The organism is Pseudomonas sp. G166 (assembly GCF_037027455.2).
GTDB lineage: Bacteria > Pseudomonadota > Gammaproteobacteria > Pseudomonadales > Pseudomonadaceae > Aquipseudomonas.
The window spans coordinates 6,450,381-6,466,289 of record NZ_CP146985.1 but is presented as its reverse complement, the minus strand read 5'-3'; the positions used below and the strand labels follow the sequence as shown (position 1 = coordinate 6,466,289).

Here is a 15,909-nt window from a genome sequence, read left to right as displayed (position 1 = left end):
CACTGAGCCGTCATACACATCAGTAAGGTAGATGCGCGCGATGGATGCACAGGCCGCAGCACGTCTGGGTGACGAAATAGCACACGGGTTCGGGTTGGCCGCGATGGTCGCCGGTGCCGTGGCCGGTGCCTTGATCGGTGCTGCGGTGGTTGCCGCGACCGTCGCCACGGGGGGCGTGGCGCTGGCCATCATGGCGGGCTCGATTGCGGCCGGCGGCTTGTCGATGTTCCAGATCGTCAAGGGCCTTTCCACCATTTTCAATCTGCCCGAGCCCACCACGGGTGCGTTGATAATGGGCAGCTTCAATGTCTACATCAACGACCGCAATGCCATGAGGGCGGGCGAAGACGTTTCGTCTTCCTGCACCGGGCTGCCGATGAACCATCCGATCTGGCCCTTTCCGGTGCTGATCGCCGAAGGCAGCGCCACGGTCTTCATCAACGGCAAACCGGCGGCGCGCCTGCACAGCAAAATGGTGTGCGGCGCTCACATCAAGAGCGGCAGCCCCAATACGTTTATCGGTGGGCCGACGGTTTCGGTGGCGTTTGTGCTCGACCTTGAAGGCTGGTTGCATACCGGCCTGGAAGCACTGGGAATCGTGGCTGCGGCTGCTGCGCTGGTATTGGCGGCCATGGCCGGCGCCGCCGCCCTTGCTGCAGCCGTCGCCATTGGCGGTGCCGCGATGGCAGGCATGGCCCTGCTGGGGGACCTGGGCGACCGCCTGGGGCCGGGTTACCGGGATTTATTGCAGGGTGTGGCGGGCATGGCCTTGCTGGGCATGGGGCCGAAGTTGGCGAAACTGGGCAAGCCAGCCAGCACCCCCAAGGCTCCCAAGACCTTCGAAGAGGTCTACGCAAAAGCCCCGGCCGCCAAAGCGGAAATCGATACCGTCGCCGATGAAATCGCCGCCCAGTATGGGGGCAAGGTTGCCAAGGCGCCGATCAAGTCCGAGGCGCGTGCCCGAGAGAAAATCGACAACGACTACGGTGGGGATGCGACCCGGATCAAGGACCTGGCCAGGAATACGATCATCGTCGAATCCGACCAGATCAGTTCTGTTGCAGCAGAGCTCGGCAAGCGCGGCGCGAACGTGAAAGTGATTGACGGTGCCGCTAACGAAATGGGCTATAGCGGCGTCAATTCCACGATGCAGACCCGTGCAGGAATACCGGGAGAAATACAGGTCAACTCACCGGAAATGATTTACGCCAAGGAGCCAGAGTCGCTGGCTCGGGTGTTGCTGGGGGACGACACCTATAATGCCGTCGCCGCAAAAACCCAGGTCCCTGGCGGACTGGGCCACAAGTATTACGAAGACTTCCGGGTCTTGGACAAGGCCAGTCCGCAGGCGCAAGCTATCGCGGACAAGAGCAAGGCCTATTACGACGCAGTCAGGGGGAACGGTGGGAATTGAATTGAGTGCCTTCGCCAGTCGGAATGTGTTCCTGGACTACGACTACGAAGAGGTCACCTTCCGTTGGGACCATCGCACCGGGACCGTATTCAGGAAATTTTACGGTGCTGCCGAAAGCGAACAATCGGTTCCCGCGGACAATAGGCTGTACAACGACGCCGTCTTGTATGGTCGCGAGATTTCCAAAGAACAATACGAGAAGGGCTTTGATCGCCAATGAGCATTCTGGACGCTGCAATCGCCCTGGCTTCAAGGGTCCACGCGGGCCAGGTGGATAAGGCCGGCAAGCCCTACATCCTCCACCCGTTGCGCCTGATGATGAAGTTCGACGGGCTTGAAGAGCAACTGGTCAGCCTGTTGCATGATGTGGTCGAAGACGGTGATGTCACGCTGGATGAGCTGCGCGGGCTTGGCATTCCCGAGGTTGCGGTGACGGCTATCGATTGCCTGACCAAGCGCCAGGGCGAGTCCTATGAACAATTCATCGCCCGGATTCGTCCCAATCCACTGGCGACCAAAGTGAAAATAGCGGACATCCACGACAATCTTGACCTCACCCGGCTGCCCGTCGTGCGAGACAAGGACCTGGAGCGCGCCGCGAAATATCATCGGGCATTGCGTTACCTGCAAGAGCAATGAATCATGTCGCCGCCGTCTGATCGTTGAAGGACAACGCGGCAAGACCGGCGCTGCGTTCGCTCTGACCGCATCGATAACGCCCCTGTGCAGTCATACACACCAGTAAGTTGGATTTTTCGCAATGGATGCACAGGCAGCAGCACGTCTGGGTGACGAAATAGCCCATGGGTTCGGGTTGGCCGCGATGGTCGCCGGTGCCGTGGCCGGCGCCTTGATCGGCGCAGCGGTCGTTGCCGCCACCGTTGCCACGGGGGGCGTGGCGCTGGCCATCATGGCGGGCTCGATTGCGGCGGGCGGCTTGTCGATGTTCCAGATCGTCAAGGGCCTTTCCACCATTTTCAATCTGCCCGAGCCCACCACGGGGGCGTTGATAATGGGCAGCTTCAACGTCTACATCAACAACCTCAATGCCATGAGGGCGGGCGAAGACACTGCGTCTTCCTGCACCGGGCTGCCGATGAACCATCCGATCTGGCCCTTTCCGGTGCTGATCGCCGAAGGCAGCGCCACGGTATTCATCAACGGCAAACCGGCGGCGCGCCTGCACAGCAAAATGGTCTGCGGCGCTCACATCAAGAGCGGCAGCCCCAATACGTTTATCGGTGGGCCAACGGTGTCGGTGGCGTTTGTCCTGGATCTCGAAGGGTGGATGCACACCGGGTTGGAAGTGTTGGGGCTGTTGGCGGCGGGCGGAGCCTTGTTGCTTGCGGCTTTTGCCGGCGCCGCCGCTTTCTTCGGCGCTTTGGCTGTCGGTGGTGCGCTGTATGCCGGCATGGAACTGCTGGGCGATTTGGGCGATCGTCTCGGCCCCGGTTATCGGGACTTGTTTCAGGGCGTGGCAGGGATGGCCCTTCTCGGTGCCGGGCCGAAGCTGGCACGTAAGCCCATGACGGCGGCCGAGCGGACGATCTTGGCTCGTCAGCGACAAGAACAGATGCTCAAGGACAATCGAGGGTTCAACATTAGCCCGACGGCGTGGGACGCATACCCGACGATTGGCCGGGCCGGTACTTTTGTTTCTGATAAGAAAGGCATCACCGACGTTATCGGGAACATTTCGGGTCGTTCCAAGATGACCATCAGTGGTAAAAAAGCTGCGGAACTGGAACGCGCCTTTGGTTTGGAAAAAGATGCGCTTAAAGGTGGATTCAAGATCAGGCAGGTCGATGATGTCGCAGGGCGCATGCCCAGAAGTCCGATGGAAGGGAATCAATATTTCCTGGGGCCAGGCAAACATTTGCCAGGAGGCGCTCCAGAAATGGTTGTCGAATCGATTCCTACCAAGGATGCGGACGGTATTACCACTTTAACCGAGGTATTTGTCAGTGATTAATGATGGGCTGAAGGCGTACGTGGAAAAAGCGGACGGCGACGTGATTCGTGTTCAAGTCATCGATAACGCGTTGGATTCGTCCCTGCGTGCGATCGGGTTTTCCAATGCGGCAGAGAAAGATGTCTACGTTTTGCAGGTCGCGGACAACAAGCAGAAGGCTGGGGTATTCGATGAGCTCCGTTCATTGGGCGTGGCCTTTTCGGCGGGCAAGGAATGGTGCCCCTCCGAAGTTTTCGAATATCTTCGTGACGAGCAACTGCTGAGGGGCAAGTATTTGCGAGTCGCGTGGACGCAGCCCGGTCAATACCGGCTTACAAACGAGTGAAATTTCAAGATGCCTTGGTCCACCGCGACCATAGGTTCTGCGTGGGGACCGAACAGGACTCGGGTCGATGCTACGTCTCCATACCGGTTAGCAACGGCATGGTCGATTATGAGGAATACTATGCAATCGACCGTGCAACCTTTGAGCTGTTCAGGCGTGACCCGGATGCCGCGCTGCCGTTTGTGGCCCGTTGCAGAAGGCGCGAGCTGGACGAGCTGTTGATTGTCCCGCCGGGAACGAATCGCGGTACGGCCATCTGATTGTCGAAAGGTCTGGTAACGATGAACCCGTGGCGAGGGAGCAAGCTCCTTCGCCACGGATGTTCCGGCCGTGAGCCTCAGCGTTTGGCCTTAGCCGGGAACAACGCCTTTACCGCCGCATCGATCACACCCTTGATGCCCTTGCCCTTGGCATCCACTTCGCTGGCGCCTCCGGAGTTGAGGTCCAAACGCCCGCCGGTGTCGATGTTGCCGTTGCCACTGGCGTAGATATTGAACGCGGTGCCCGAGATGTTGATCTCGCCACTGGCATTGAACTCCAGCACGCTTTTGCCGCACACCAGTCGAATCTGCGAACCCGCCTCCACGAGGTATTGGGTGCTGATGCTGTCGCTCTTGGCTCCGCCGACGAGCAACGCATCGTTGCGCTGCACGGCGCGCAGGCGGTCTTCGCCAATGCGCACGGTTTCGTTGCGGTCGATGTTCTTGCGTCGGTCGCGGCCCACCCAGTGGCTTTCATCCACTTCCACGGCGATGTCCTGGTTGCGCTCGGCGTGGATGTACAGCTGCTCGGCGCCTTTTTTATCTTCCATGCGGATTTCATTGAAATTCGCTGGCGTACCGCCCTTGCTGGAGCGGCTTTTGGTGCCGCTTTGAGTGGCATTGGCAGGTAATGCATACGGTACGGTCTGTTCCGCGTTATAGACACGACCGGTGACGATAGGCCTATCGGGATCCCCCTCAAGGAAGCTGACGATCACCTCCTGGCCAATGCGCGGAATCTGCACCGAACCCCAATTCTTGCCAGCCCAAGCCTGCGACACGCGAATCCAGCACGAGCTGTTTTCGTTGGATTGATCGTGCCGGTCCCAGTAGAAATGCACCTTCACCCGGCCGAACTGATCAGTCCAGATTTCCTCGCCCTTGGGGCCGACCACCAATGCAGTTTGCGGGCCTTTGACGATAGGCCGGTGGGTGGTCGCCAGCGGGCGATAGCTTTGCTGGGCGTCGATGCAGGTCAGGCTGCTTTCGAACTGGGCCGACGGCGCGCCACCGCTGGTTTCGCCGCTTTCCTGGGAAATGTAATAGCGGGCGCCGACGATCAGGTATTCGCGGTTCTGGTCCTGGCGGCTGAAACCGGTGAGGCTGAACAAATGCCCCGAGCCCAGGCCCCGGGCGTTGCCGGCCAGTTCCACTTGTTCGTGCAGGGTCTGCAAGGCCTCGATGCGAGTGCGAGCGTAGTGTTCACCGTCCTGGCTCTGCACGTAGGTGCCGGGGTAGTCATACAGCGGGTAGTCGCCGGCGGTGTGCGGACGGGGCATGGCCGAGCGTACGTCGATGCGTGCGCTGGGGCGCTGGAAGTCATAGTCGTTGAGCTCCAGCGAACCGGGCTGGACTTCCTGGGCCAGGTGCCAGTCGTGAATGTGGTCACGTTCGCGCTGTTGTTCATTCTTGGGGTAGTAGGGCACTGACCCGTAGCCCGGAGCGCGGGTGTGGGCACCATAGGCGTCGGCCAGCACCAGCACATGACGGCCCTGCTCATGGCGGAAGAAGTAATAGATGCCTTCCTGTTCCATCAAGCGGCTGACGAAATCGAAACTGGTCTCGCGATACTGCACGCAGTATTCCCACTCGCGATAAGGCCGGCTCAGGGCGTCTTCGAAATCGGAAAAACCCAGGTCGCGGAACACCTGCTTGATGATCTGCGGAACGGTCAGGTTCTGGAAAATCCGGCAATCGGAGGTGCGGGTCAGCAGCCACAACCAAGGACGCAAGGTGGCCTGATAGCTGGCGAACTGGCCCTGGTCGACGTTCTGGCTGCAGCGGGCAACGATGCCATGGAAATAGCGCTCGCCACCGCCGTCCAGTTGCAGGCTCACGCACATGGGCTTGCCGAGCAGTTGGTTGAGGTCGATGGCGTTGTCCAGCGAATGCAGCTGCAACTCGTAGTTGAACAGCCGCCCCAGCTCTTCACCGCCGCCCATGTCCTTGAGCAACAGCACCTCAGGTCCCAGGGGGCTGGTGATCTTGGCCAGGCGCGAGGCTTGGTTGAATAACATCGGTTATCTCATTGTGATAATGGCTGTGCCGCTGATTGCCTGAAGACACCGGAACAACTGTGGGAGCGAGCTTGCTCGCGATAGCTGTGTGTCAGTCAACATGGATGTTGAATGTGACTGCGCTATCGCGAGCAAGCTCGCTCCCACAGGGTTTTACAGTGTTCCTTAGCGTCAAGCCGCGTCGCTGAAGTCGTACTGCAATTCGTTATCCACCGCGCTGATCCGCACACCGGCCAGGGCCTTGCCTTCGAGCATGCGGGTCAGGAACTCGCGGCTCATGTCCGGCAGCAGGCTGTTGGTCAGGATGGTGTCGATCATGCGTCCGCCGCTTTCGGTTTCGGTGCAACGCGAGACGATCAGGTCGATCACCGCGTCGTCGTAGTCGAAGGCCACTTTGTGGGTGCTTTCCACGCGCTTCTTGATGCGGTTGAGTTGCAGGCGGGTGATGGCCTTGAGCATCTCGTCGCTGAGCGGGTAGTACGGAATCGTCACCAGGCGGCCGAGCAGGGCCGGCGGGAAAATCTCCAGCAGCGGCTGGCGCAGGGCCTTGGCGATGTCTTCCGGCTCGGGCACGTTCTGCGGGTCTTTGCAGACGTCGGCAATCAACTCGGTGCCGGCGTTGGTGGTCAGCAGGATCAAGGTGTTCTTGAAGTCGATCACCCGGCCTTCGCCGTCTTCCATCACGCCTTTGTCGAACACCTGGAAGAAGATCTCATGCACGTCCGGGTGGGCTTTTTCCACCTCGTCCAGCAGCACCACGCTGTACGGTTTGCGCCGCACGGCTTCGGTCAACACGCCGCCTTCGCCGTAGCCGATGTAGCCCGGTGGCGCGCCCTTGAGGGTGGACACGGTGTGGGCTTCCTGGAACTCGCTCATGTTGATGGTGATGACGTTCTGCTCGCCGCCGTACATGGCTTCGGCCAGGGCCAGGGCGGTTTCGGTCTTGCCCACGCCGGAGGTGCCGGCGAGCATGAACACGCCAATCGGCTTGCTTGGGTTGTCCAGGCCGGCGCGGGAGGTCTGGATGCGCTTGGCGATCATCTGCAGGGCGTGGTCCTGGCCGATGATGCGTTTTTTCAGGTGCTGGTCGAGGTTGAGCACGGTTTCCAGTTCGTTGCGGGCCATGCGGCCCACCGGGATACCGGTCCAGTCGGCGACCACCGAGGCCACGGCCTGGTAATCCACGGTCGGCAGGATCAGCGGGTTTTCACCTTGCAGGGCGGTCAGGCGCTGTTGCAGGTCCACCAGCTTCTCGCGCAGTTCGTGGCTGGTCTCGCTGCCATCCTCGCTGTCCACCACGCCGACGCGCTCGCGCAGGGTGGCGCGGGTGGCGAGCAGTTCGTCCACCAGGGTTTTCTCTTCGGCCCAGCGGCTTTCCAGCTCGGCCAGGCGTTCGCGCTCGGCGCTAAGCAGGTTCTCGCTGTGGGTCTGGCGAGTGCCGATGACCACGCCAATCGCGTGCTCACGGGCGATGATTTGCAGCTCGGTTTCCAGCGCTTCGATGCGCCGACGGCTGTCGTCCACTTCGGCCGGCACGGCGTGCAGGCTGATGGCGACGCGGGCGCAGGCGGTGTCCAGCAGGCTCACGGATTTGTCCGGCAGCTGGCGCGCAGGAATGTAGCGATGGGACAACTTGACCGAGGCCTCCAGGGCTTCGTCGAGGATCTGCACCTGATGGTGTTTTTCCATGGTCGAGGCCACGCCGCGCATCATCAGCAGTGCCTTGTCTTCCGACGGTTCGGCCACTTGCACCACTTGGAAACGACGGGTCAGGGCCGGGTCTTTTTCGATGTGCTTCTTGTACTCGGCCCAGGTGGTGGCGGCCACGGTGCGCAAGGTGCCGCGGGCCAGGGCTGGTTTGAGCAGGTTGGCCGCGTCACCGGTACCGGCGGCGCCACCAGCACCCACCAGGGTGTGGGCTTCGTCGATGAACAGGATGATCGGTTTGGGCGAGGCCTGGACGTCTTCGATGACCTGGCGCAGGCGTTGTTCGAACTCGCCTTTCATGCTCGCGCCGGCCTGCAACAGGCCAACGTCGAGGCTGCGCAGTTCCACGTCCTTGAGGGCCGGTGGTACGTCACCGGCAACGATGCGCAGGGCAAAGCCTTCGACCACGGCGGTCTTGCCCACACCGGCTTCACCGGTGAGGATCGGGTTGTTCTGCCGGCGACGCATGAGGATGTCCACCAGTTGGCGGATCTCTTCGTCGCGGCCGACGATCGGGTCGAGCTTGCCGCTGCGGGCTTGTTCGGTGAGGTCGACGGTGAAGCGCTTGAGGGCTTCCTGCTTGCCCATGGCGCTAGGGGCCATGGCGCCGCTGGCTTCGCCAGGCACGGCACCAGCATTGAAGCCGTCGCTGGCGGTCAGGGCGTTTTCCGGCGAGTCGCCGACGTATTCGTCAAAGCGCTCGCTCAGGGCTTCGACCTTGACCTTGTCGAACTCCGACGACAGGCCCAGCAGCGCATGGCGCAGGCTCGGGGTCTTGAGAATGCCCAGCACCAGGTAACCGGTGCGCACCTGGCTTTCGCCGAACATCAGGCTACCGTAGACCCAGCCGCGTTCCACGGCCTCTTCCACGTGGGACGACAAATCGGTGATGGAGGTCGAACCCCGAGGCAAACGGTCCAGCGCTTCGGTCAGGTCACGGGCCAGGCGTGCCGGCTCGATGTTGAACTGGCGGATGATGCGGTGCAGGTCCGAGTCCTGCAGTTGCAGTAACTGGTGAAACCAGTGGGCCAGTTCCACGTAAGGGTTACCGCGCAACTTGCAGAAGACGGTGGCGGCTTCGATGGCTTTGTAGGCCACGCTGTTGAGTTTGCCGAACAACGCGGCGCGACTGATTTCACCCATGCTCATGGCTCCTTGAGGTCTGTGAGGTGTTGGCCTGTTCGGCGTAATGCCGGGCCAGTATTAGATCGTTGGCATCTGTTTCGGGACGTCCCAGCCAGGTGTTGAACCCCAGGCGGAAACGACCGTTGAGTTGTAGTGCCGGGACTTCGGGCTGCTCCAGGACCAGGTTCAGGTCCCAGTCCAGTTCATGGCCCAGGTATTCGGCGACCCACGCCACCAGCTCGTTGAACGGTTGGCTGCCGGGCAGCATGCCCATGTAGTCAACGAGCTTGAGCGGGCCCAGGCGAATGCGGAATTTGTGCTGGCGATCCCACACGTAGCGACCCAGGCAGAAGTCCGTGCCCAACTGATGGGCGCTGACACCGACGCGGCTGCGCTCCGGCAGTTCCAGCCATTGGCCGACGTACTCTTCGATTTCCACCGGCAGGCCGAAGTACTCGCTGAGAATCGCCTTCAAGCCGTCCGGGTAGCGGGTTTGCGCCGCCAGGTGGCCGCTGTAATGCAGCTTTGCCGTGTCGGGGATCAGCCCCTGATTGAGCAGGCTCGGCATGCCGCGGCCACTGAGGGCGGCCAGGCGCGCCGACCAGTAGTCATCGTCCGGGCGGTCGTGGCTGACCGTCGGCCGCGCTTCGGCCCAGGCCCGGTAGAACAGGCTGAGCAGGCGATGGTGGAAGACATCGAAAAAGCGTTTGCTGGTGCTGTCGGCGTTGTTGCGCTGGCGTTCGCGCACATACTCGGTGATGTGCAGCGGCATCGGGCCGTTGGGGCCGCCGAGGCCGAAGAAGAATTGCTCCAGGCGTGCCGGCGCGCCGTCGAGGCCCGGTTGCACCGAGGCCAGGGTGGCCGGGGCAAAGGTGCATTCGGCCTGTTGCCCCAGACGCAGCGGGTCATCGGCCAGGCGCAGGGAATGGCCCAGGCGCGGCAGCTCGGGGGATTCGCACTCGATGCGCCGCAACGCCTGGAAGAAGTCGTATTCCCAGGGTTCCTGGTGCATCGCGTCCAGGGTACTCACAGGGTCGGACGACGTCCGGGCTTGGCTTTCCATCGCATGATCTCGCCGCGTTCGGTGGTACGGATCACCGTCTCGGTAAAACTGTTGATCGACACGTAGCGTGCCAGGAAGCGCTCGAACACGGCGCCGAGCAGGAACACTCCGGTGCCGCGAAACGCGTTTTCATCGAATTCCAGGGTGATCTCCAGGCCACGCCCGAACACAATCGGGCCGGGCATCGGCAAGCGTCGGGTGCAGGCTTTGCTGCTGACGTCCCGCAGGCCTTCGATCTGCAATTGCAACGCTGCGTCGTTGCTGTCGCCGTACAGGCGCAGCAGTTCACGCAGGGCGGCGGCGCCTTGGCCTTGCTCGCTGAGGGACAAATAGTTCAGCGACAGCTGGCTGATCAGCCGCCAGGCCTTGGCGTCGTGGGCATGGCTGGCGCGAGGGCGGCTCGGGCCGGCGACGCAGCGCACCGCGCCGACTGGCGCACTGTCGGCCAGGGTGAAGTCGGTCTTGCCGCTGCCTACGCTCATGAATAGCGGCAGGTCGCGGTTGGTGCACAAGGCCGTCACGCCCAGTTGGCGCAGGTCGTGGCGATAGGGCGCTTGTTGGCTATCCACCAGGCTGACGAAGGTTTCGCTGCCGATGTAGGTCGAGCGCGGACCGTTGCGACGCTGGTCGCTGGACAACACGCGCGGCTCACGGCGCACCGTGTAGTAGGCCTGGTCGCGCCCGTAGCGGGACGGATCGCGTACGGCATAGAACGGCAGGAACGGTTGTTCCGGCCCGGTGCCGTGGCCGGTGAGGCCGGTCAGCGAATGCACTTCGAAATCCATCGGCCGGGTGCGGTCGGCGATCACGTGGTGTTCGTTGACCCGTTCCGACAAGTGGATGCGATCCAGACGCTTGGGGAACAGGTTAATGGCCGGGGTGCAGAACGGCAGGAACTGCGAAGCACCGACGCTGCCTTCCAGGCTTGGGTCGTGGCGGTCGAACAGCACGATCAACTCCAGCTCCTGGCCGTCGCAACGCTTGACCGCGCGGCTCAGTTGGGTGAAGTCGACAAACAGGAAACGGTGGGGCAGGGCGAAGTATTCCTGCAACAGGCGATAGCCTTGGAAGGCGCGCGGCACTACGGGCAGCGCGGCGTCGGCATCATCGAAGCCACGTGAGCGCAGCGCGTCTTGCGGCAGGCGTTCGACCCAATTGCCACCGGGCTTGCGGGCAAATACCGCGCAGGTGTTGCCCAGCAGTTGCTCGTAGAGGCGAAAGGGCTGCTCGTCGGCCCCGCTGAGGTACAGCGGCAGGTTGTCCAGGGACAGGCTGTTGAACGGCAGCTCGGCGCCGGTGCGCAGTGTGATGCGCAGCCCAGCCTTGGCTTTCGGTTCGCTGGCGGCCAGGCGCCCGAGCACGGCGGATGGGTTGCCGAAGTACTCGGCCTGGCTGACCTGCAACGGCCACAACGTCACCGCGTGGGCGGTGCGGTACTCGCAGCAGGTCTGGGTTTCACGCCCCAGGGCGGCGCGCAGGACCGTGTCCCGGGGCAGCGGGAAGCCGCTGCTCAGCGAGCCTTCGTCCGGGTCGGCCTGCAGTTGCACCACGGTCATCGACGGCGTGGGCGCCAGGTAATGGGGGTAGGCGATTTCCAGCAGGTTGTGGGTGAACGTCGGGTATTCGGCGTCGAGCTTGAGTTGCACCCGCGCCGTCAGGTAGGCGAAGCCTTCCAGCAAGCGCTCGACGTACGGGTCGGCGCAGTCCATGCCGGACAATGACAGCCGGCTGGCGATCTTGGGGTATTCCTTGGCGAACTCCGCCGCGCTTTCGCGCACGTGGTGCAGTTCCTGGTTGTACAGCTCCAGCAGGCGCGGGTTCATGGGCGCCTCCGCTGGTCGGCGTTAACCACCCGCACGTGCCCGGTTTCCAGGTCCAGGTCGGTTTGCAGCATCAGGCGCAGCGGCACGGGCTGGGCCCAGAGATCGCCTTCGATCTCGAAACTCAAGGCGTTGTGGTTCATCTCGGCGGTTGCCCGAGCGCGCACACGCAGGGTGTGGCGCAGGATGCGCGGTTCGAACGTGGCGATGGCCTGGTGGATCAAGGTTTCCAGGGCCGAGACATCGACGTTCGAGGCGCTGTTACCGGCCAGGGCCGGCAGCCCGAAATTCACCACCGAGGTGCCCGCCGGGGTATGCAGCGTGGCATCGGCGCTGAGCAATGACGTGGTGTTGAGCAGCCACGCCAAGTCACGCAGCACCGAGGCTTTCAATTGGGTCAGGGAGAGCACGCGCTTGTCGGCGCTTTCCTTCGGGTTGGTCGGATCGTCGTCGGTCAGCCGGTCCAGCAGGGACGGTTGCAGGCGATCGCGGGTGGCGATTTCGGTTACCAAGTGAATAGGCCCGTGTAATTCTTCTGGTCACCTGTGCCGCGCATGCAGCTGGCATTGCGAGCGATTATCGAAGGCTCGAGTTGTCCATTGATCTGGCGTATGGCGCGGTACTCGGAGCGACATTCCTGATTGTTTTGAGGGCCACCGGCCACGTGGACAACGATGACAATGGGCACGTTGCCGAAGGTCTCGACATGGGGTTTGCCTTGTCGATCGACCGTGAACTGGCAGGGCCACGCCAGGTCGAGTGGCATCAGGGTCTGGTCGGGCTTGCGCAGCGCGCAGCGCGCCTGGTCGTTCTCCAGCACCAGGGTTTGCCCGCCCATCGAGACGACATGTTCCACCGCTGCGGTGGACGCTGCCGACGGGGATTGCTGCTGGGCACAGGCGGTCAGGCTGGTTAGCAGGCAGCCGAGCCATATCGCGCAGTGAGCCTTGGTCATAGGAGCTCCCAGAACCAGATCGCTCGAGATCGATAGGCCGGATCGTCATACCCGAGGGTCAGGCCTCGGTTCCAGAGGTCGATATGATCGCCGGTGCGACTTTCCGAGGACTCTCCCACTTGCGGGAAACAATCCTTGAAGAAAATCAGGCCGGTCTTGTCTTGCAGCTTGCGTCGGTCCGCGGCAGTTCCGCCGAGGATCAACGGGCGCCCCAGGTGATGTTTCCACAGCCAGTTCGCCAGCGATTCGGCGCCCCTGGCGTGCTCATGGGCACACTTGGGTTCGGTGTAGGTGGACTTGTTGACCTTGATGGTCAGCTCGGTATTGAGCGTGATGCTCATGCGAATCGCACATTGGTTTGCCCAGGGACCGTCGCAAGGTTTTGCATCAGGATGGGCCACCAGCAGATCGGAATACGCTTTCCACAAATTGACAAACGAAGGCTTGGCCATGACTCAGATACCGGGTGGAAAAGAATTGGATTCGAGCAAGCACCAAACACCCCCGGCGCGTGGCGCCGGGGGCGCGTTCGATCAAACCTTGACGTTCTGACGGATGTTCCAGCCGAACTTGACCGGACCGCCTTCCTTGGTGCCGTCGGCTTTCTGTGGCTGGTAGTCCACCAGCACCTTGGCGAAGTTCAGGGTGACGTTTTCGGTCAGGCGATCATCGCCGCCCGAGCCGCCAGTGCTCAGGGAAGTGACCAGCACTTCTTCCAGGTTGATGATCATGTACTCGACCTGGCTTTCACCGCCGGCCTTGCGCACGGTCAGCTTGACCTTGTCGATGTGCTTGCCGCTTGCGCAGTGCATCATCAGGTTTGGCGACGCCTTGTCGACGTACTTGGTCAGCGACAGGTCCTGGACGTTGACCTTGCCGGCACCACCGCCACTGCCCACGTGCATGTTGCCGGACTGGGACATGCCCCAGCTCCAGTTCAGGACATCGATCTCGTCCTTGTGGGCTTTGTCCATGGACTCGCCCTTGATGTCGCCGATCTTGATGAAAATATCAACAGCCATGTTTTCTCCCTGTGTGGTTTCTAACCACATTGTTTGGTTGACGCTGACCTTGCGAAATTACGTGTGCCGAACGGCCCCGATGATCTCCGACTCACTGAAGATTCCCTGTGGGAGCGAGCTTGCTCGCGATAGCGGAATGTCAGACAGACACATGACAACTGATCCACCGCCATCGCGAGCAAGCTCGCTCCCACATGGGCCTTGCACCGTTCTGTAAACCGTTATGCGCCCTTGGCCGACGGCAGTTTCGATACCAGGCGCAGCGACACGGTCAGCCCTTCGAGCTGATAGTGCGGGCGCAGGTAGAACTTGGAGTTGTAGTACCCCGGGTTGCCTTCGACTTCTTCAACGATCACTTCGGCCGCTGCCAGTGGGTGCTGGGCCTTGGTGGTTTCGGTGGAGTGCGCCGGGTCACCGTCGACGTAGTTGAGGATCCAGTCCTGCAACCAGCGCTGCATCTCGTCCTTCTCTTTGAAGGAACCGATCTTGTCGCGCACGATGCACTTGAGGTAATGGGCGAACCGGCAGGTGGCGAACAGGTACGGCAGGCGCGCGGCCAGGTTGGCGTTGGCGGTGGCGTCCGGGTCGTCGTATTCGGCCGGTTTCTGCAACGACTGGGCGCCGATGAAGGCGGCGAAGTCGGTGTTTTTCTTGTGCAGCAGCGGCATGAAACCGTTCTTTGCCAGTTCCGCTTCACGGCGGTCCGAAATGGCGATTTCGGTCGGGCACTTCATGTCCACGCCACCGTCGTCGGTAGGGAACGTGTGGGCCGGCAGGTTTTCCACTTCGCCGCCAGACTCAACGCCGCGAATGCGCGAGCACCAGCCGAAGTGTTTGAACGAACGGTTGATGTTCACCGCCATCGCGTAGGCGGCGTTGGCCCAGGTGTACTTGGAGCTGTCGGCGCCGTCGGTGTTTTCTTCGAAGGCGAAGGCTTCCACCGGGTCGGTCTTGGCGCCATATGGCAGGCGCGCCAGGAAGCGCGGCATGGTCAGGCCGATGTAGCGCGAGTCTTCCGATTCACGCAGCGAGCGCCAGCCGGCATATTCCGGGGTGGTGAAGATTTTGGTCAGGTCGCGTGGGTTCGACAGTTCCTGCCACGAGCCCATGCCCATTACAGTCGGCGATGCCGCCGCGATGAACGGCGAGTGCATGGCCGCGCAAACTTTCGACAGTTCGCCCAGCAGTTCCACATCCGGTGGCGACTGGTCGAAGTAGTAGTCGCCTACCAGGCAGCCGTAAGGCTCGCCGCCGAACTGGCCGTATTCTTCTTCGTACATCTTCTTGAAGATCGGGCTCTGGTCCCACGCAGTGCCCTTGAATTTCTTCAGGGTCTTGTGCAGGTCGGTCTTGGAGATGTTGAGCACGCGGATCTTGAGCTGCTCATCGGTCTCGGTGTTGTTGACCAGGTAGTGCAGGCCACGCCAGGCGCTTTCCAGCTGCTGGAAGTCGGGGTGGTGGATGACCTGGTTGACCTGGGCGGTGAGCTTGGCGTCGATGGCGGCAATGATCGATTCGATCGACTTGATGGCGTCGTTGGACACCAGGTCAGTCTGCGCCAGGGCCTGCTCGGCCAGGGTCCGCACGGCGGTCTCGACGGCTTCGCGGGCGCGCTCGGTCTTGGGCTTGAATTCTTGCAGCAGCAGGGACGCGAACTCGCTGGTTTCTTGGGTGGCACCCAGGTTCTGAGCGCCTTCGCGGGCGGTATTGTCAGTCATGTCATTGATCCTGTGCTGGCTTCGGCGCGCTCGCCAGGGCCTGCAACAGCGCTGGGTCCTTGATCGCCTTCATGATGATTTCTTCGGCGCCGGTCTTGCCGTCCATATAGGTCAGCAGGTTGGCCAACTGGGTGCGCGCTTCGAGCAATTTGTTCAGCGAATCGACCTTGCGGGCCACGGCCGCCGGGCTGAAGTCGTCCATGCTTTCGAAGGTCAGGTCCAGGCTCAGGTTGCCTTCGCCGGTCAGTTCGTTGGGCACATGGAACGCCACGCGCGGCTGCATGGCCTTGAGGCGCGAGTCGAAATTGTCGACGTCGATCTCGAGGAACTTGCGATCGGCTACCGGTGCCAGAGGCTCGGCGGGCTTGCCGGCGAGGTCGGCCATTACCCCCATGACGAAGGGCAACTGGACCTTTTTCTCGGCGCCGTAGAGCTCGACGTCGTACTCGATCTGCACTCGAGGCGCGCGGTTGCGCGCGATGAACTTCTGAGAACTTTGCTTCGCCACGT

The 15,909-nt window shown here is 61.9% G+C and carries 16 protein-coding genes; 6 read left to right on the top strand and 10 right to left on the bottom strand.

The window, feature by feature from the left end; all coding sequences use genetic code 11:
- Positions 1 to 40: 40 nt before the first annotated feature.
- The 6 genes from SGN16_RS28805 to SGN16_RS28780 all read left to right on the top strand — a co-directional run bounded on the left by SGN16_RS28805 (position 41) and on the right by SGN16_RS28780 (position 3,971).
- A complete protein-coding gene (locus SGN16_RS28805) occupies positions 41 to 1,414 on the top strand; it encodes a PAAR domain-containing protein (protein ID WP_210642059.1) in 1,374 nt (457 codons plus the stop codon).
- Position 1,415: 1 nt separating this feature from the next.
- Positions 1,416 to 1,634, top strand: a complete 219-nt coding sequence (locus SGN16_RS28800) for a hypothetical protein (protein WP_335944570.1) — start codon at positions 1,416 to 1,418, stop codon at positions 1,632 to 1,634.
- A complete protein-coding gene (locus SGN16_RS28795) occupies positions 1,631 to 2,053 on the top strand; it encodes a GTP pyrophosphokinase (protein ID WP_210642057.1) in 423 nt (140 codons plus the stop codon). Before SGN16_RS28800 ends, SGN16_RS28795 begins: the two co-directional genes overlap by 4 nt.
- A gap of 121 nt (positions 2,054 to 2,174) precedes the next feature.
- Positions 2,175 to 3,386: a PAAR domain-containing protein gene (locus tag SGN16_RS28790; protein ID WP_335944569.1), complete on the top strand. Its 1,212-nt coding sequence runs from the start codon at positions 2,175 to 2,177 to the stop codon at positions 3,384 to 3,386.
- 19 nt (positions 3,387 to 3,405) lie between these two features.
- Complete coding sequence (locus tag SGN16_RS28785; RefSeq protein WP_335944568.1) at positions 3,406 to 3,711, top strand: hypothetical protein; 306 nt, start codon at positions 3,406 to 3,408, stop codon at positions 3,709 to 3,711.
- Entirely contained in the window at positions 3,708 to 3,971 is a 264-nt protein-coding gene (locus tag SGN16_RS28780) for a hypothetical protein (protein ID WP_335944567.1), read from the top strand. The genes SGN16_RS28785 and SGN16_RS28780 overlap by 4 nt, the downstream gene beginning before the upstream one ends.
- A 77-nt stretch (positions 3,972 to 4,048) precedes the next feature.
- Here SGN16_RS28780 and SGN16_RS28775 read toward each other — a convergent pair whose 3' ends face one another.
- The 10 genes from SGN16_RS28775 to tssB form a co-directional block, all read right to left on the bottom strand.
- Entirely contained in the window at positions 4,049 to 5,989 is a 1,941-nt protein-coding gene (locus tag SGN16_RS28775; RefSeq protein ID WP_335944566.1) for a type VI secretion system tip protein VgrG, read from the bottom strand.
- 171 nt (positions 5,990 to 6,160) lie between these two features.
- Positions 6,161 to 8,839 (bottom strand): type VI secretion system ATPase TssH, encoded by a 2,679-nt coding sequence (tssH, locus tag SGN16_RS28770; protein WP_210642051.1) that lies wholly within the window; start codon positions 8,837 to 8,839, stop codon positions 6,161 to 6,163.
- On the bottom strand, positions 8,832 to 9,884 hold the full coding sequence (tssG, locus tag SGN16_RS28765; protein WP_210642050.1) for a type VI secretion system baseplate subunit TssG: 1,053 nt from the start codon (positions 9,882 to 9,884) through the stop codon (positions 8,832 to 8,834). The genes tssH and tssG overlap by 8 nt, the downstream gene beginning before the upstream one ends.
- The gene (tssF, locus tag SGN16_RS28760; RefSeq protein WP_335944565.1) at positions 9,848 to 11,707 is read right to left on the bottom strand and encodes a type VI secretion system baseplate subunit TssF; all 1,860 of its coding nucleotides are present in this window, start codon (positions 11,705 to 11,707) and stop codon (positions 9,848 to 9,850) included. Before tssF ends, tssG begins: the two co-directional genes overlap by 37 nt.
- Positions 11,704 to 12,216 (bottom strand): type VI secretion system baseplate subunit TssE, encoded by a 513-nt coding sequence (gene tssE / locus SGN16_RS28755; protein WP_335944564.1) that lies wholly within the window; start codon positions 12,214 to 12,216, stop codon positions 11,704 to 11,706. Before tssE ends, tssF begins: the two co-directional genes overlap by 4 nt.
- Positions 12,210 to 12,659: a hypothetical protein gene (locus tag SGN16_RS28750; RefSeq protein WP_335944563.1), complete on the bottom strand. Its 450-nt coding sequence runs from the start codon at positions 12,657 to 12,659 to the stop codon at positions 12,210 to 12,212. The genes tssE and SGN16_RS28750 overlap by 7 nt, the downstream gene beginning before the upstream one ends.
- Positions 12,656 to 13,111, bottom strand: a complete 456-nt coding sequence (locus SGN16_RS28745; protein WP_134926465.1) for a T6SS effector amidase Tae4 family protein — start codon at positions 13,109 to 13,111, stop codon at positions 12,656 to 12,658. The genes SGN16_RS28750 and SGN16_RS28745 overlap by 4 nt, the downstream gene beginning before the upstream one ends.
- Positions 13,112 to 13,192: 81 nt before the next feature.
- Positions 13,193 to 13,681, bottom strand: coding sequence for a type VI secretion system tube protein Hcp (locus SGN16_RS28740; RefSeq protein ID WP_003206927.1), 489 nt, complete (start codon positions 13,679 to 13,681; stop codon positions 13,193 to 13,195).
- Between the two features lie 221 nt (positions 13,682 to 13,902).
- Positions 13,903 to 15,399 carry a type VI secretion system contractile sheath large subunit gene (gene tssC / locus SGN16_RS28735; RefSeq protein ID WP_072407496.1) on the bottom strand — a complete coding sequence of 499 codons (1,497 nt, stop codon included), beginning with the start codon at positions 15,397 to 15,399 and terminating at the stop codon, positions 13,903 to 13,905.
- A gap of 1 nt (position 15,400) precedes the next feature.
- A complete protein-coding gene (gene tssB, locus SGN16_RS28730; RefSeq protein WP_003177230.1) occupies positions 15,401 to 15,907 on the bottom strand; it encodes a type VI secretion system contractile sheath small subunit in 507 nt (168 codons plus the stop codon).
- Positions 15,908 to 15,909 lie beyond the last annotated feature (2 nt).

What these genes read in the sequence shown, in the direction of transcription:
- SGN16_RS28805 (WP_210642059.1), top strand. Translation starts at nt 41, where the DNA reads ATGGATGCACAGGCCGCAGCACGTCTGGGTGACGAAATAGCACACGGG.
- SGN16_RS28795 (WP_210642057.1), top strand. Translation starts at nt 1,631, where the DNA reads ATGAGCATTCTGGACGCTGCAATCGCCCTGGCTTCAAGGGTCCACGCG.
- SGN16_RS28790 (WP_335944569.1), top strand. Translation starts at nt 2,175, where the DNA reads ATGGATGCACAGGCAGCAGCACGTCTGGGTGACGAAATAGCCCATGGG.
- SGN16_RS28775 (WP_335944566.1), bottom strand. Translation starts at nt 5,989, where the DNA reads ATGTTATTCAACCAAGCCTCGCGCCTGGCCAAGATCACCAGCCCCCTG.
- tssH (WP_210642051.1), bottom strand. Translation starts at nt 8,839, where the DNA reads ATGGGTGAAATCAGTCGCGCCGCGTTGTTCGGCAAACTCAACAGCGTG.
- tssG (WP_210642050.1), bottom strand. Translation starts at nt 9,884, where the DNA reads ATGGAAAGCCAAGCCCGGACGTCGTCCGACCCTGTGAGTACCCTGGAC.
- tssF (WP_335944565.1), bottom strand. Translation starts at nt 11,707, where the DNA reads ATGAACCCGCGCCTGCTGGAGCTGTACAACCAGGAACTGCACCACGTG.
- SGN16_RS28750 (WP_335944563.1), bottom strand. Translation starts at nt 12,659, where the DNA reads ATGACCAAGGCTCACTGCGCGATATGGCTCGGCTGCCTGCTAACCAGC.
- SGN16_RS28745 (WP_134926465.1), bottom strand. Translation starts at nt 13,111, where the DNA reads ATGGCCAAGCCTTCGTTTGTCAATTTGTGGAAAGCGTATTCCGATCTG.
- SGN16_RS28740 (WP_003206927.1), bottom strand. Translation starts at nt 13,681, where the DNA reads ATGGCTGTTGATATTTTCATCAAGATCGGCGACATCAAGGGCGAGTCC.
- tssC (WP_072407496.1), bottom strand. Translation starts at nt 15,399, where the DNA reads ATGACTGACAATACCGCCCGCGAAGGCGCTCAGAACCTGGGTGCCACC.